The sequence below is a fragment of the Roseomonas sp. CAU 1739 genome, from assembly GCF_039839775.1.
Taxonomy (GTDB): domain Bacteria; phylum Pseudomonadota; class Alphaproteobacteria; order Acetobacterales; family Acetobacteraceae; genus Neoroseomonas.
Map to the genome: position 1 here is coordinate 68,485 of NZ_JBDOQQ010000020.1, position 15,577 is coordinate 84,061.

Consider the following 15,577-nt stretch of genomic DNA (forward strand, 5'->3'; position numbering starts at 1 on the left):
GGGATGAAGTTCGGCATCGACCTCGGCGGTACCAAGATCGAGATCGTCGCCCTCGATGATGCGGGCACGGTGCGGCTGCGCCGCCGCGTCGCCACGCCGCCCGGCTATCGGGCCACGGTCGAGGCGATGGCCGGGCTGGTGCGCGAGGCGGAAGGCGAGACCGGCGCGCGCGGCACCGTGGGCGTCGGCATCCCCGGCAGCCTCAGCCCTGTCACCGGGCTGATGCGGAACGCCAATTCCCAGGCGTTGAACGGCCAGCCGCTCGACCGCGACCTGGCGGCGGCGATCGGTCGGGCGGTGCGCATCACCAACGATGCCAACTGCCTGGCGATGAGCGAGGCGGCGGACGGCGCGGGGGCCGGGTATCGCACGGTCTTCGCCGTCATCATCGGCACCGGCTGCGGCGGCGGCATAGTGTCATCCGGCCGGCTGCTGGATGGTCCGAACGGCACCGCCGGGGAATGGGGCCACACGCCGCTGCCCTGGATGCGGCCGGAGGAATTCCCGGGGCCGCGCTGCTGGTGCGGCCGGCATGGATGTCTCGAGACCTTCCTTTCCGGCCCCGGCCTCGCCGCCGATTGCGACGGTCCTGGCGCACGCGATGCCGGCGGGCTGCCGGCGCGCGCCGCGGCGGGGGATGCGAAGGCCGACGCGGCGCTGGCACGGCATGCCGACCGGCTGGCGCGGGCACTCGGCATGATCGCCAATATCCTCGACCCGGATGTCATCGTGCTGGGCGGCGGGTTGTCGAACATGCAGCACCTGTATGCCGAGGTGCCGAGGCTGATGGCGCCGCACGTCTTCGGTGACGTGGCCCGCACGCCGATTGTGCGGGCGAAGCATGGCGATTCGTCCGGCGTGTTCGGCGCCGCGAGGCTGTGGGATGTGCCATAGCCACGCCCCACCCGGCCCGGCGCCAAAAGCCTGCGGTCCAGGGGCCCGCTGGCCCCTGGCGGGGTGGTCTGGAGGGGCGGCGCCCCTCCAGCGCCCATGAAGCCCGGCCTCACCTACGGCGCGCTCGCCTTCCTCGCCGGCGCGATCCTGGGTCCGATCCGGGAATTGATTCTCGCCCCACGGATCGGTGGCCTGTCGGCCGCGCTCGCCGAGGCAGCCGCCATGGCGCTGCTGCTATGGATGGCGGCCCGGCGTGTGATGGCACGGGTGCCATGGCGTCGTCGCGCGATGTCAGCGGTTGTGGCGCTGGGCGTGGTGCTCGTGCTCGACATCGCGGTGGGCCTCGCGCTGCAGGCGAGCGGGTTTGCCGCCGATCGCGCCCCTCGCAGCCTGGCAGAACAGGCCGTCATGCTGCCGTTGCTCGCCTGGCTTGTCGCGCTGCCCTTCCTGATCGGCCGTGGCCATGCCGACGCTGTGTCGTGACTGCCTGCACGCTGTCGAGCCTACCACCACGCGTTGCGCCGCCTGCGGGTCGCGCCGGGTGGTCTCGCATCCAGACCTGTTCCGCCTGACCGTCGCGCATGTCGATTGCGACGCCTTCTACGCCAGCGTCGAGAAGCGCGACCGCCCCGAATTGCTGACGAAGCCGGTGATCGTCGGTGGTGGCAAGCGCGGCGTCGTCTCCGCCTGCTGCTACATCGCGCGGACGCGCGGCGTGCGCAGTGCGATGCCGATGTTCAAGGCGCTCGCCGCGTGCCCCGATGCGGTGGTGATCAAGCCGGAGATGGCGAAATACGTCCAGGAAGGCCGCCGCATCCGCACCATGATGGAGGCGCTGACGCCGCTGGTGCAGCCGATGTCGATCGACGAGGCGGTGCTGGATCTCGCGGGTACCGAGGCGCTGCACGGCGCCCTGCCGGCGGTGGTGCTGGCGCGCTTTGCGCTGGCCGTGGAACGCGAGGTCGGCGTGACGGTCTCCATCGGCCTGGCGGCGAACCGGCTGATGGCGAAGCTCGCGGCGGAACGCGACAAGCCGCGCGGCTTCGCGGTGATCGGAGCGGGGGAGGCGGCGGGCTGGCTGGCGCCGCAGCCGGTGTCGCTGCTGCCTGGGGTCGGGCCGGCGATGGCGAAGCGGTTGCAGGCGGCGGGATTCTCGACGCTCGGGCAACTTGGTGCGCTGGATGCGCGTGACGCGATGCGCCGCTTCGGGGAGGACGGGCCGGCGCTCGCCGCCCGTGCGCGCGGCGAGGATACGCGGCGCGTGAACCCTGATCGCGAGACGAAGTCGATCAGCGCTGAGACAACCTTCGAGACGGACATCAGCGCGCAGGAGGCACTGGAAGCACCGCTGTGGCGGCTGTGCGAGAAGCTCGCGCGACGGCTGAAGGAGAAGGACTTTGCCGCCGGCGGCGTGACGCTGAAGCTGAAGACAGCCGCCTTCGCCACGCGCACGCGTGCGGTCCGCCTGCCGCAACCGACACGGCTACCCGATGTGCTGTTCGCCGCGGCACGGCCGCTGTTGGCGAAGGAGGTGGATGGCACCGCATTCCGGCTGATCGGCATCGGTGCGCAGCCATTGGCGCCGGCCGCGGACGCCGATCTGGGCGACCTGGCCGATCCGGAGGCGCCGAAACGCGCCGCCCGCTGGCAGGCGGTGGAGACGTTGCGCGCGAAGTTTGGCGAGGGCGCGGTGCTGCGCGGACGGGGGCTCCGCAAGACGTGACGCACCGCGTCGTGGTGGCTGCGTCGGGCTTGCCCGGCCGCCGCCGCTACGCCTGGCCGTTGAAGCCATCCTCGAAGGGGTAGCGGTCCACATCGACCCAGCCACAGAGCCGGCGCATCGGCTTGCCCTCACGCGATTGCTCGCCGGTCATGTATCCGGTGGTGTCGTCATACTGGCGTGGCATGTAGTCGGCGTATTGCTCGTTGCCGCCCTGTCCGGCGTCCGCGGTGATCCAGAGCGCGTTGCAGTCGGTGTCGACGATCACGCCGATATGCTCGACCTTGGCGCCGAGATGCTTCGGGAACGGGTCCGTCTCGGCTTCCCGCTGGATGGTGCAGCAGCCGAAATCATGGCCGCCACCGCTGCACAGTATGTAGATGTCGCCCGGTTGCGGCCGCGTACCCAACGGCGCGGAGGTCACTGCGCCATTGCCGGGACAACTCCCGGCATGGACCCAGGCGCCGCGCCGTATGGCGCCGTTGCGCATGCCGACCAGCCCGTATCCACCCATGCCTTCCTTGCGCTGCGCCGCGGAGACGCCGAGCCGCCGTGCGACCAGCGTCGGCAGGCCGCCACAGGTCGTGTAGCCGGCGCCGGGCTTGTAGTTGGCGTCGATCTCGCTGAACCGCGCGCTGCCATAGCTGCTGGGCACCACGGCGGGCAGGATCTCGCAGATGATGCGGCGGCGGCGCGGGGAAAGTCCGGCGAGACCCGTGGCGGGGATACGCATGGATGCCTCCGATGCTGTCGGCTGCTGGCATCCTGCGCTATGGACGTGACGCGCCGCTGTGATTCACTTCACGCGGCGGCATCCTCCCGGATCATCGCCGCACCCTTCTCGCCGATCATGATGGTCGGCGCGTTGGTGTTGCCGGTGGTGAGCGTCGGCATCACCGAGGCATCGATGACGCGCAGGCCCGCGACGCCCCGGACGCGCAGCCGGCTGTCCACCACGCTGCCGGGGTCCTCCCCCATGCGGCAGGTGCCGACCGGGTGGTAGATCGTCGTGCCGTATTGCCGGTTGAAGGCGAGCATCTCGTCATCCGAGGCAACGCCAGGGCCGGGCAGGATTTCCTGCACGCTGTGCTGCGCGATCGCGGGTTGGGCGAAGATGTCGCGCACCATGCGGATGCCGGCGGCGAGCAACGCCTGGTCGGATCGCGCCGAGAGGTAGTTCGGACGGATCGCCGGCTTCGCGAAGGGATCGGCCGAAACCGCCATCACCGTGCCGCGACTGTCCGGCTTCACCGGGCAGATGGCGCAGGTCATGCCGGGCTCCTTCTCCAGCACGCCGAACTGGCCGGGGGCATAGGACGCCGGCGTGAACAGCAATTGCAGGTCGGGGCTGGCCAGGCTGTCGCGCGACCGTGAGAAGACCTGCGCGGTGGTGACGCCGAAGGTCAGGGCGCCATTGCCGCGCAGGAAGAAGCGCGCGACCTCGCCGACCAGCCGCGCGCCGCGCGCGAGCTGGTTAGTGGACAGGCTGTCCTTCACCCGATGCTGCACACGGGAGACGTAGTGGTCCTGGAGATTGGCACCGACGGCAGGCATGTCGGCGCGGACCTCGATCCCGAGCGAACGCAAATGGTCGGCCGGCCCGATGCCCGACATCTGCAGCACATGCGGGGAATTCACCGCCCCGCCGGACAGGATCACTTCGCGTGTGGCGGTGATGCGGCGCAGTTCCCCGCCTTGGCGGAATTCGGCACCGATGCAGCGGCTTCCGTCGAACAGCAGGCGGCTGACCTGGGCTTCGGTTTCCACCCGCACGCGATCACCGGCCGCACGCAGATAGGTCCGCGCCGTCGACCCACGCCAGCGACCGACGCGGGTCATCTGGGAATAGCCGACGCCTTCCTGTTCTTCCCCGTTCAGGTCTTTCCGGAACGGGTGGCCGGCCTGCTGCGCGGCCTCGATGAAGCGATGGGTCAGCGGCAGGATGGTGCGGTAGTCCTCGACCTGGAGCGGACCGCCCTGGCCGCGGAAGTCCGGGTCGCCGCCGTTGCGGTAGGTCTCGGACTGGCGAAAGAAGGGCAGCACATCGGCATAGGACCAGCCACGGCAGCCCATCTGCGCCCAGATGTCGAAATCCGCCGGATTGCCGCGGACATACAGCATGCCGTTGATGGATGACGTGCCGCCCAGCGTGCGTCCGCGCGGCCAGCGGATCTCGCGGTTGTTCACGGCTTCCGTCGGCTCGGCGACGTAGCCCCAGTTCACGAGGTTCTGGTTCTGCAGCAGCTTCAGCATCCCCGCGGGGATGTGGATCCAGGGGTGGCGGTCCTTCGGCCCCGCTTCCAGCAGCGTGACGCGCGCGCCGGTTTCCGAAAGGCGCGCGGCGACGACGCAACCGGCCGAACCGGCGCCGATGATCAGGTAGTCCGTTTCCATCCTGGGGCTTCCGCACTGTTTGCGGCAGCGTCCTACGGCGGGGCGCTGAAATCCATCCCCTCGAACGCTGCGAGCATGGTCCGCAACTTGTCGGGGATCGGGGTGGGGCGACGGGTCGCCTGGTCGGTCAGCACCCAGACGATCTCGCCGGTCGCCAGCAGCGTATCGCCGCCCTTGGGGAAGACCGCAGGCTGGAAGGCGATGGAGGTGCGGCCGATGCGGGTGCAGCGCACGCCGATCTCGATCTCCGCCTTGCGGCCGATCGCGACCTTGTATTCGACCAGGCCGCGGACGACGTGGAAATCCGCGCCCGACGCCTTCACCTCATCCTGGTAGGCCCAGCCGGCGGCGCGGATGTAGTCCGACGCCGCCTCGTCATACCAAGCCAGGTAATGGGCATTGAAGACGATCGCCTGGGTGTCCAGTTCGACGTAGCGCACCCGGTGCGCCATGAAGAACCGGAAGTCGGCGCGGCTTGGCTGCCGCTTTGCCGCGCCGTCCATCCGTCAGCCGCGCGCGGTCTTCACCGCCGCCGTCGCCGCCTGGCACATCAGCCCGACCTCGTTGGCGATGGTCACCAGCTTGAAGCCCTTCTGGATCATCTTGTTGGCATAGGCCGGGGAGCCGTTGTGCAGCCCCGCCGCGATGCCGCGCTTCGACGTCTCGGCCAGCAGCATGTCGTAGATCGCCAGGATTTCCGGGTCCTCGACGTCGAGCTTCGGCTCCTTGCCGTAGGAGAAGGAGAGGTCCGACGGGCCGACATAGATGCCGTCGATGCCGGGGACATCGAGGATGCCCTTGATGTTCTCGATCGCCTGCTTGGTCTCGATCATCGGTATGACGAGGATCTCGTCATTCGCCGTCTTCTGGTAGTTGCCCGAGGAGCCATAGGCGCCAGCCCGGATCGGTCCGTTGGAGCGCGTGCCCCGCGGCGGATATTTGCTGTACTGCACCAGGGCGCGGGCTTCCTCGACGGTGTTCACCATCGGGCAGATCACGCCCATCGCACCGGCATCGAGCACCTTGCCGACGATGCCGGGCTCATTCCACGGCACGCGCACCATCGGCGTCACGCCGGGCGACAGCTGGATGCCCTGGAAGCAGGCCACGCAGGACAGGTAGTCCTGGACGCCATGCTGCATGTCCACGGTCACGGAATCCCAGCCGCACTTGGAATACATCTCGGCGGAGAACGCGTTCGGGATGGCGAGCCACCCGTTGACCACGGCCTTGCCGGCTTTCCACGCTTCCTTGACCGCATTCGCCATGGCGCCGCTTCCTCTCTTGTTGGGCTGCTATGGCAGGGACGCTAGGCTGCGTCCCGGAAAGCGTCAAACCCGGCCCTGGACTGGCAGGCATGCGCGGGGCAGGGTGCGCGCCATGTCGCAATGGGCCGTCAGTTCCGAGACCGGCGCGCTGACCGATGTGCTGGTCTGCCCGCCCGATCACTACCGTTGGATCCCCACCAACGCGATCGTGCGTCGCACGCTCGCAGGGGCGCAGCAGCCATCGGCGATGGCACTCGCAGCGCAGCATGGCGAGCTGGTCGCGGCACTGCGCGAAGGCGGCGCGCGGGTACATATCCTGCCGCCCGAACCGCACCTGCCCTACATGGCCTATACGCGGGATTCGGCGGTGGTCACGCCTTGGGGCCCGGTGCTGACGCAGTTGGAACGCCCGCAGCGGCGCGGGGAATACGCCGCCGTTATCGATTTCCATGCCGCCGCTTTCTGGCGCAAGTCGAGCGCCGGCACGCTGGAAGGCGGGGACATCCACATCATCCGGCCCGGCCTCGCCTGCATCGGCGCCTCCGGCGGCCGCACCGACCTGGCGGGCGCGGAGCAATTCGCCGCCTGGCTGCGCGCCGAGGGCTGGGAGGTGCGGGTCGAAGTCTTCGACGAACACTTCCTGCACCTGGACGTGCTGTTCTGCATGGCGGCACCGGGGCTTGCGGTGGCCTGCCTCGATGTGCTCGATCCCGATTTCGTCGCCTGGCTTGGCGCGCACGGCATCCGCTGCATCGACGTGGCGTATCGCGATGCGATGCAGCTCGGCTGCAATATCCTCGCGCTCGGTGGCGGGCGCGTCATATCCGCGCGCGGGTCGGCGACGCTGAACGCCGCGCTGCGGGCGGAAGGCCTCACCGTGCTCGACCCCGACCTCTCCCTGTTCACCGCCGGCGGCGGCGGTCCCCATTGCCTGACCTGCCCGCTGGGGCGGGAGGAGTAACGCCCATGTCCCTGACCACCACCCCGGTCGAGATCGTCATTGCCGCCGCGCGGGAATTTCTCGGCGACCGCCTCAGCGTGAACGGCAGCGTGCGCGAACAGCACAGCCGCGGGGAGGACACCACGACCCCGACCCTGCCCGACGCCGTCGCCTTCGTGGAGACGACCGAGGAGGTCAGCCGCATCCTCGCGCTGTGCCACCAGCATGGTGTGGCGGTCACGCCCTTCGGGGCGGGAACGTCCCTGGAAGGCCATGTGAATCCGGTACGCGCCGGCATCTCGCTCGACCTGTCCCGCATGACTGCGGTGCTGGAGGTGAACGAGGAAGACATGGACTGCCTGATCGAACCAGGCGTGACGCGGCAGGAGCTGAATGCCTTCCTGCGCGACAAGGGCATGTTCTTCCCGGTCGATCCCGGCAGCCACGCGACGATCGGCGGCATGTGCGCGACCCGTGCTTCCGGCACCAACGCGGTGCGTTACGGCACCATCCGCGAGAATGTGCTGGGCCTCGAAGTCGTGCTCGCCGATGGCCGCGTGATCCAGACCGGCGGGCGCGTCCGCAAGGCGTCGAACGGCTATGACCTGACGCGGCTGTTCATTGGGTCGGAAGGCACGCTCGGCGTCATCACCAAGGTGCGGCTGCGCCTGCACGGCATCCCCGAGGCGATGTCCGCCGCCGTCTGTCAGTTCCCCACATTGGCCGCCGCCGTCGAGACGGTGATCACCGTCATGCAGTCCGGCATCCCCGTCGCGCGCATCGAATTGCTCGACGAGGACCAGATGGAGGCCTGCATCAAGTATTCGAAGCTGGAGGGCTTCGCGGCGAAGACAACGCTATTCCTCGAATTCCACGGCACCGATGCCGGGGTGAAGGAACAGGCCGAGGCGGTTGAGGCGATCGCGAGCGACTACGGCGCGACCGGCTTCGCCTGGGCGACCGACGCGGAATCGCGCAACAGGCTGTGGCAGGCGCGGCACGATGCCTATTGGGCGGCGGTGGCGCTCAAGCCCGCCCATCGCGGCATCACCACCGATGTCTGCGTACCGATCTCCCGCCTGGCCGAGGCAGTGCTGGGGGCGAAGGAGAAGTCGCGCGCCTCGGGCCTGACGTCCTGCATCGTAGGCCATGTCGGCGACGGCAATTTCCACTGCCTGATCCTGTTCCCCGAGGGCAGCCAGGAAGGGCTGGAACAGGCCTGGGCGCTGGATCGCGCCATCGTTGCCGAAGGGCTGGCGCTGGGCGGCACCTGCTCGGGCGAACATGGCGTGGGCCTGGGCAAGCGGGAATTCCTCGAACAGGAACATGGCGCGGAAGCGCTCGCGGTGATGCGCAGCGTGAAGGTCGCGCTCGATCCGCGCGGCATCATGAATCCCGGCAAGATGTTCCGGAACTGACCACGATGCGGTTCGGTTCGACCGCTGCGTGCGACGCCGTACCGGTGCCTCCCGGCGCGGCTTGGCTGACCGGGACCGAGGTCGTGGCGGCGGCGTGAACGCCCTCAGCCTCGCGATCCTCGCGCTCACGCTCGGGCATGTCTTCTCCAACGCGGTGCGGACGCTGCCGGCGATGGCGGCGGATGTGCTGCAGCGCGACCTCGGCATCACCGCCGATGGCCTCGCGGCGCTGACCGGCGCCTTCCCCGCGGCCTTCGCGCTGACCATGCTGCCGGTGGGCGTGGCGCTCGACCGTTTTGGCGTGAAGCCGACGGCGCTGGCGCTGCTGGCAATCGCCGCGGTGGGTTCGGCGCTGGGGGCGGTGGCGACCGGGCCATGGTCGATGCTGGCCGCGCAGGTCGTGCTGGGCGTCGGCTGCTCGGGGATGCTGATGTGCCCCATGACCTATGCGGCGAAGACCCTGTCGCCCCAGAAATTCGGCCTTTGGGGCGGCGTGATCCAGGCCTTCGGCAATACCGGCATGCTGCTGTCGGCCAGCCCGCTGGCGCTGCTGGTGGACCATGCCGGTTGGCGCAGCGGCTACCTCGCCTGCACGACGCTGGCGGTGGGCGCCGCGCTTGCGGTCTGCGTCATCGTCCGGGACGTGCGAACCGCGCCCCAGGCGCGGCGGAGCATGTTGGACGATGCGCGCGATGTCATCGCGCTTGGCCTGTCGCGCACGATCCGCGCGCCGGTGGTGATCGCCTTCGCCTCCTTCGCCGCCGTGCTGGGTGTGCGCGGGCTGTGGGGCGGGCCGTGGCTGATGGAGGTCAAGGGCCTGACCCGCGTGCCCGCCGGCAATGTGCTGCTGGCCTGCACGGTGGCGCTGACCGTCGGGCCGGTGGTGTTCGGCATGCTGGAACGGCGCGTGCAGCGGCACCGGCGTGCGCTGCTGGTGGGTGGGCATCTCGGCGCGGCGGCGGCGATCGGGCTGCTGGTCGCGGGCGGCGCCCTCGGCTGGGGGGTGGCGGCGGATGCGGTGCTGCTGTTCTGCTTCGGCCTGCTGGTTTCCTCGCAGGTGATCTGCTTCGCGCTGGTGCGCGCGGCGGTGCCGCCGGAACGTGTCGGCCGGGCGCTGTCGGCGATGAACATATCCTTCTTCGGGGGCGCGGCGGTGCTGCAGGCGGTCTCGGGCCTGGCCGCGTCGGCCGGCGGATTGGCGGCAGCGCTGCTGGTCTTCGCCTGCGCGCTGGTTGTATGCACCCTGGTTTTCCTGCGCCTGCCCGGGCCGCCCTGACCCCGCCGGCACGCCTTGATGATCCCGGCCGGCGCCGCCGCCAATGACAGGGCAGGGCGCTCGGGCGCCAGCGCTTCGCGCCGGTCGCGATCCGCGCTAGATCGTGCGGCGGCTGGGGCCGCGGCGTCCGGCCGGACGGAGTGGCGGCCGTCCCATGGGGTGGGCGAGGAGCGAGCCATGTTGCGCAGTATCCTGGTCGCGCTGGACGACACCGCAGGCGCCATCGCGGCGCGCGACCTCGCCATTGCCCTGTCACGCAGCAGCGGCGCCGCGCTGACGGCGGCGACGGTGCTCGACTGGCCGCATGTGCACGCCGCGCATGAACCGGTTCCCCCCGGCGCCGGCGCCTTCAAGGAACGCCGCGACGCCGCCCGCGCCCAACGCCTGGAAGCCGAGGCCGACCAGGCCTTTGCCGCCTGCGCCGCCGCGGCCGGGGACACGCCCTTCCAGCGCCTGCGGCTGACCGAGGCACCGGAGGCCGCGTTGCTGGGCGCCGGCGCCACCCATGACATGATCGTGATCGGCCGCGATTCGACCCTGGGGCTTGAGGAGAATGACGGCGACGTCGCGCCGGTGATCGGGGCGCTGCTGCATGATGGGCCCCGTCCGCTGCTGGTGGTGCCGCCGGGCCCGGTGCCGGATGCGGGCGGCGTGCTGGTCGGTTATGACGGTTCGGTGCCGGCGATGCGGGCGCTGCAGTTGTTCGCCCTGCTCGGGCTTGGCGCGGGGCTGCCGGTGAAGGTGCTGTCGGTCGATCCCACGCGCGCCAAGGCGGCGCGGATGGCCGAGGAGGCAGCGACCTTCCTGCGCAGCCATACATTGGCGGCGGAAGGCGTGCCGGTGGTCGGCTCCCATCCGCTGGAAGCCCTGCTGGCGGAAGCGGCGGCCATGCCGGCGCGCATGCTGGTCATGGGGGCCTACGAGAATTCGGGCCTGCGCACCCTGTTCACCGGATCGGTGACCCAGAAGCTGCTCGCCGGCGCCACCTGTCCGATCTTCGTCGCGCATTAGGGCAGGATCCGTTCGCTTTCGCCTGCGCCTCGTGCTCCATGCCCTTTGTTTGATCGCGTGATCCGCGCCTCCGGCGATTCCACCTGCGGCGATCACGCTTTAGGCTGGCGCCCGGCGGGCCCGGGTGTCCGCATACAACCCGTCGAGGCCGCCGGCCCTTTGGCCAACGGTCTTGACGCACCGCACAACGCCCCCTCATGTCGGAGGCTCGCCAGTGGAAGCCGTCATGATCCGAGTACTCGCCGGTGCCGTTGCCCTGTTTCTCGCCGGTGCGCTGCCCGCTGCCGCGCAGTTCGGCCCGCAGGGGCCGCCGGCCGTCGGCGTGATCACGGCCGAACGCCGCCCGATCACCGAGACGACCGAATTCGTCGGCCGGGTCGAGGCGACGGACCGGGTGAACATCCGCGCCCGCGTCACCGGCTTCCTGCAGGAACGCCTGTTCCGTGAAGGCTCCGACGTGACCGAGGGCCAGGTTCTGTACCGTCTGGAACGCGCGCCTTTCGAGGCGCAGGTCGAGCAGGCGGAGGCCGGCCTGGCCTCGGCCCGCGCGCAGCTTGAGAACGCCCAGGTGGCGCTGGCCCGCGCGCGCGACCTGCGGCAGAGCGGCGCGGGCACGCAGGTCGCCTTCGACAACGCGCAGGCCGCCGAACGCACCGGGCAGGCGCAGGTGCTGTCCGCCCAGGCCGCGGTTCGGGTGGCGCAGATCAACCTCGGCTACACCGAGATCTCGACGCCGATCGCCGGGCAGATCGGCCGCACCATCTTGTCCATCGGCAACGTGGTGGGCCCCGATACCGGCACGCTGGCGACCATCGTCAGCCAGGACCCGATGCGCGTTGCCTTCACGGTCAGCCAGCGCACCGCGCTCGACCTGCGCAACCGCTTCGAGGGGCGCGGCGGGCCCGACGCGGTGCGCGTGCGCATCCGCACCACCGATGGGCGGATGTACAGCGAGACCGGGCGCGTGGACTTCGTGGACAACCAGATCGACCGCAACACCGACACCATCCTGGTGCGCGCGCTGATCCCCAACCCGGTGCGCCGGGCCTCGGACAGCGCGACGCCGGTCACGCCGCGCGAGTTGGTCGACGGCCAGTTCGTCACCGTGTTCCTGGAGGGCTCGGAGCCGGTGCTGACGATCACCCTGCCGCGTGCGGCGGTGCTGCAGGACCAGCAGGGCGCCTATGTCTTCGTGGTCGGCGAGGGCAACAAGGCGGAACGGCGCAACATCGCGCTTGGCCGCTCGACCGGGCAGGTGGCCGTCGTCGAATCCGGCCTGCAGGGCGGCGAGACCGTGGTGGTCGAAGGTGTGCAGCGCGTCCGGCCCGGCCAGCCGGTGAACCCCGGACCGCCATCCGCACCGGCCGCACCGCCGGTCCGGGGCTGACCGCGCGTGTTCTCCGCCATATTCGTCGACCGTCCGCGCTTCGCGATGGTCATCGCGATCGTCACGGCACTGGCCGGGGCGCTGGCGATGACGCGCATCCCCGTCTCCCAGCTGCCGGACATCGTGCCGCCGCAGGTATCCGTCACCACGCGCTTCCCCGGCGCCTCGGCGACCGTCATCGAACAGACCGTGGCGCAGGTCATCGAGGCATCGGTCAATGGCGTGGACCGCATGATCTACATGCGGTCGAACAGCGCCAATGACGGGTCCTACAGCCTCAACGTCTCCTTCCAGCTGGGCACCAACCCGGACCTGGCCACCGTCAACGTGAACAACCGCGTGCAGGCGGCATTGGCGCGATTGCCGCAGGAGGTGCAGCGCCAGGGCGTCACGGTGCGCAAGCAGTCCTCGGCGGTGCTGCAGTTCATCTTCCTGTATTCGGAAAGCGGCGAGCACACGCCGTTGTTCCTGTCGAACTACGCCACCATCAACATCGTGGACCGGCTGGCGCGCGTGCCGGGCGTGGGCCAGGTGAACCTGTTCGGCGCGATGGATTATTCCATGCGCATCTGGTTCGAGGTGGACCGGCTGATCAGCCTCAACCTCACGCCATCGGACGTGGTGGCGGCGATCCAGGCGCAGAACGTGCAGGCGCCGGTGGGCCGGCTGGGCGGCCGGCCGATGCCCGACGACCAGCAATTCCAGATCAACCTCGAGACCCAGGGCCGCCTGACCACACCGGAACAGTTCGGCGACATCCTGATCCGCGCCAATCCGGACGGCTCGGTGCTGCGCGTGCGCGATGTCGCGCGCGTCGAACTCGGCGCCGCCAGCATGGACACCGAAAGCCGCTTCGACGGCAAGCCCGCGGTGACTTTCGGCGTCTATCTCCAGCCCGGTGCGAACGCGGTGACGGCGGCCGAGAATGTCCGCCGCGCGCTCGAGGAAATGCGCGCCCGCTATCCGGTGGGGGTGAACCACCGCGTCTTCTTCGACACCTCGGACTTCGTGAACGACACGATCCATGAGGTGATCAAGACGCTGATCGAGGCCTTCATCCTGGTCGTCATCGTTGTGTTCCTGTTCCTGGGGAACATGCGCGCGACGATCATCCCGACCATTGCCGTGCCGGTCAGCCTGATCGGGTCCTTCATCATCCTGCTCGCCCTGGGGTATTCGGCGAACACCATCTCGCTGCTGGCGATGGTGCTCGCCATCGGCATCGTGGTCGATGACGCCATCGTGGTGGTGGAGAATGTCGAACGGGTGATGGAGGAGGAACCGCACCTCACCCCCGGCGAGGCGACCAAGAAGGCGATGGCGCAGATCACCGCGCCGATCATCGCCATCACCCTGGTGCTGCTGTCGGTCTTCGTGCCGATCGGCTTCATCCCGGGCCTGTCGGGCGAATTGTTCCGCCAGTTCGCGGTGACCATCAGCGCGGCGATGGTGATCAGCGCCATCAATGCGCTGACGCTGTCCCCGGCGCTGTGCGCGGTGTTCCTGCGCCCGCATGCGCATGCGGGTGGCCACCGGCCCGGCATCATGGGACGCTGGCTGCGCAGCATCGACTGGGTGCGCGACCGTTATGCCGGCGTGGTGTCGCGCCTGGTGCGGGTGTCGATCCTGTCCATCGTGCTGACCGGCGGCTTCTTCTTCGGCATCTGGGAGATGTCGAAGATCACGCCGTCGGGCTTCCTGCCGCAGGAGGATCAGGGCGCCTTCTTCGTCCAGGTGCAGTTGCCGCAGGGCGCTTCCGTCTCCCGCACCCGCGAAGCGGTGGTGCAGGTCGAGGAGATCCTGAAGTCCATCCCGTCGGTCCAGGGCACGCTGGCCATCGTCGGCTTCTCGCTGATCGATGGCGGTGCGCAGTCCAATTCCGCCTTCCTGGTCGCGCGGCTGAAGCCGTTCGCCGACCGCACCGATGCGGCGATGTCGGTGCAGGCGGCGATCGGGCGGGTGTTTGGCGCCGGCCAGGCGGTGCGCACGGCCAATGTCTTCGCCTTCAACCTGCCGCCGATCATCGGGCTGGGGACCGGCGGTGGCTTCGAATACATCCTGCAGGACTATGAAGGGCGGCCGCCCGCCGAACTCGGCGCGGTCATGCTGGGGCTGATCGTGGCGGCCAACCAGGACCCGCAGCTGACCGCGGTGTTCTCCACCTTCAACGCGACCAACCCGACGCTGTATCTCGACCTCGACCGGGAGAAGGCGCAGGCGCTGGGCCTGCGCATCTCCGATGTGTTCACCGCGCTGCAGGCCACGCTGGGTGGCTTCTACGTCAACGACTTCAACCTGTTCGGCCGCACCTGGCAGGTGAATCTGCAGGCCGAGGCTGCCGACCGCCGTGACGTGGAGAACATCTGGCGCATCCATGTCCGCAACACGCGCGGCGAGATGGTGCCGCTGCGTGCGGTCGCCGATGTGCAGACGCGCATCGGTCCGCAGACCATCTTCCGCTACAACAACTACCGCGCCATTTCGATCAACGGCGCGCCGCGGGCGGGCGTGTCGTCTGGCGATGCGCTTGCGGCGATGGAATCGCTGTCGGCCCGGGTGCTGCCGCGCGGCTATGGCTATGAATGGACCGGCACGGCGTATCAGGAAAAGCTGGCCTCGGGGCAGACCATCTACATCCTCGCGCTCGCGGTGATGTTCGCCTACCTGTTCCTGGTCGCGCTGTATGAATCCTGGGTTATCCCGGTGCCCGTGCTGCTGTCGGTCGCGGTGGGTGTGCTGGCTGCCTTCGGGGCGTTGTTCGTCGCCAAGATGCCGCTCGACATCTATGCGCAGATCGGTCTGGTGGTGCTGATCGCGCTGGCCGCCAAGAACGGCATCCTGATCGTCGAATTCGCCAAGGAGAAGCGCGAGGAAGGGCTCTCCATCCGCGATGCGGCGGTGATGGGGGCACGGTTGCGCTTCCGTGCGGTGATGATGACGTCGATCGCCTTCGTGCTGGGGCTGGTGCCGCTGGTCTTCGCGACCGGGGCCGCGATGATGTCCCGCCGCGCGGTGGGCACGGCGGTGTTCGGCGGCATGATCGGCGCCGCGGTCATCGGCATCTTCGTCATCCCGATGCTGTACGTGGTGTTCCAATCGATGCGGGAGGGCAGCAAGCGGCTGTTCGGACGCAAGGCGCCCGCCGCCGAACACTGACGCCATTCCGCGGCCCGAGGCTTTGCCTCGGGCCGCGAGCGCACAGCGCGGCCGCGCCCCGACCGCCCGCTGCCCCCGGCGCGTCGGTGCAGGGCGCGAAGGCAAGCGGCCCG

The 15,577-nt window shown here is 69.5% G+C and carries 13 protein-coding genes; 9 read left to right on the forward strand and 4 right to left on the reverse strand.

Features of this window, described 5'->3' with window-relative positions; translation table 11 throughout:
* The first annotated feature begins 3 nt into the window (after positions 1-3).
* The 3 genes from AAFN86_RS25195 to AAFN86_RS25205 all read left to right on the forward strand — a co-directional run bounded on the left by AAFN86_RS25195 (position 4) and on the right by AAFN86_RS25205 (position 2,617).
* Entirely contained in the window at positions 4-894 is an 891-nt protein-coding gene (locus AAFN86_RS25195; RefSeq protein ID WP_408906631.1) for an ROK family protein, read from the forward strand.
* A 96-nt stretch (positions 895-990) separates the two neighbouring features.
* Positions 991-1,377 carry a hypothetical protein gene (locus tag AAFN86_RS25200; RefSeq protein WP_347546359.1) on the forward strand — a complete coding sequence of 129 codons (387 nt, stop codon included), beginning with the start codon at positions 991-993 and terminating at the stop codon, positions 1,375-1,377.
* Positions 1,358-2,617, forward strand: coding sequence for a DNA polymerase IV (locus tag AAFN86_RS25205; protein WP_347546360.1), 1,260 nt, complete (start codon positions 1,358-1,360; stop codon positions 2,615-2,617). The genes AAFN86_RS25200 and AAFN86_RS25205 overlap by 20 nt, the downstream gene beginning before the upstream one ends.
* A gap of 46 nt (positions 2,618-2,663) precedes the next feature.
* Here AAFN86_RS25205 and AAFN86_RS25210 read toward each other — a convergent pair whose 3' ends face one another.
* The 4 genes from AAFN86_RS25210 to AAFN86_RS25225 form a co-directional block, all read right to left on the reverse strand.
* Positions 2,664-3,347, reverse strand: a complete 684-nt coding sequence (locus tag AAFN86_RS25210; RefSeq protein ID WP_347546361.1) for a hypothetical protein — start codon at positions 3,345-3,347, stop codon at positions 2,664-2,666.
* A gap of 68 nt (positions 3,348-3,415) precedes the next feature.
* Complete coding sequence (locus tag AAFN86_RS25215; protein ID WP_347546363.1) at positions 3,416-5,008, reverse strand: GMC family oxidoreductase N-terminal domain-containing protein; 1,593 nt, start codon at positions 5,006-5,008, stop codon at positions 3,416-3,418.
* Between the two features lie 32 nt (positions 5,009-5,040).
* Entirely contained in the window at positions 5,041-5,511 is a 471-nt protein-coding gene (locus AAFN86_RS25220; RefSeq protein WP_347546364.1) for a thioesterase family protein, read from the reverse strand.
* Positions 5,512-5,514: 3 nt separating this feature from the next.
* A complete protein-coding gene (locus tag AAFN86_RS25225; protein WP_347546365.1) occupies positions 5,515-6,276 on the reverse strand; it encodes an aldolase/citrate lyase family protein in 762 nt (253 codons plus the stop codon).
* 112 nt (positions 6,277-6,388) lie between these two features.
* Here AAFN86_RS25225 and AAFN86_RS25230 point away from each other — a divergent pair, with 112 nt between their 5' ends.
* From AAFN86_RS25230 to AAFN86_RS25255, 6 genes are all read left to right on the forward strand, one after another.
* Positions 6,389-7,237: an arginine deiminase family protein gene (locus tag AAFN86_RS25230; protein ID WP_347546367.1), complete on the forward strand. Its 849-nt coding sequence runs from the start codon at positions 6,389-6,391 to the stop codon at positions 7,235-7,237.
* 5 nt (positions 7,238-7,242) lie between these two features.
* Complete coding sequence (locus AAFN86_RS25235) at positions 7,243-8,634, forward strand: FAD-linked oxidase C-terminal domain-containing protein (RefSeq protein ID WP_347546368.1); 1,392 nt, start codon at positions 7,243-7,245, stop codon at positions 8,632-8,634.
* Between the two features lie 94 nt (positions 8,635-8,728).
* Entirely contained in the window at positions 8,729-9,910 is a 1,182-nt protein-coding gene (locus AAFN86_RS25240) for an MFS transporter (protein ID WP_347546369.1), read from the forward strand.
* Between the two features lie 177 nt (positions 9,911-10,087).
* Complete coding sequence (locus tag AAFN86_RS25245) at positions 10,088-10,921, forward strand: universal stress protein (protein ID WP_347546370.1); 834 nt, start codon at positions 10,088-10,090, stop codon at positions 10,919-10,921.
* A gap of 226 nt (positions 10,922-11,147) precedes the next feature.
* Positions 11,148-12,308, forward strand: coding sequence for an efflux RND transporter periplasmic adaptor subunit (locus AAFN86_RS25250; RefSeq protein ID WP_347546371.1), 1,161 nt, complete (start codon positions 11,148-11,150; stop codon positions 12,306-12,308).
* Positions 12,309-12,314: 6 nt separating this feature from the next.
* Positions 12,315-15,464 (forward strand): multidrug efflux RND transporter permease subunit, encoded by a 3,150-nt coding sequence (locus AAFN86_RS25255; protein WP_347546373.1) that lies wholly within the window; start codon positions 12,315-12,317, stop codon positions 15,462-15,464.
* Positions 15,465-15,577 lie beyond the last annotated feature (113 nt).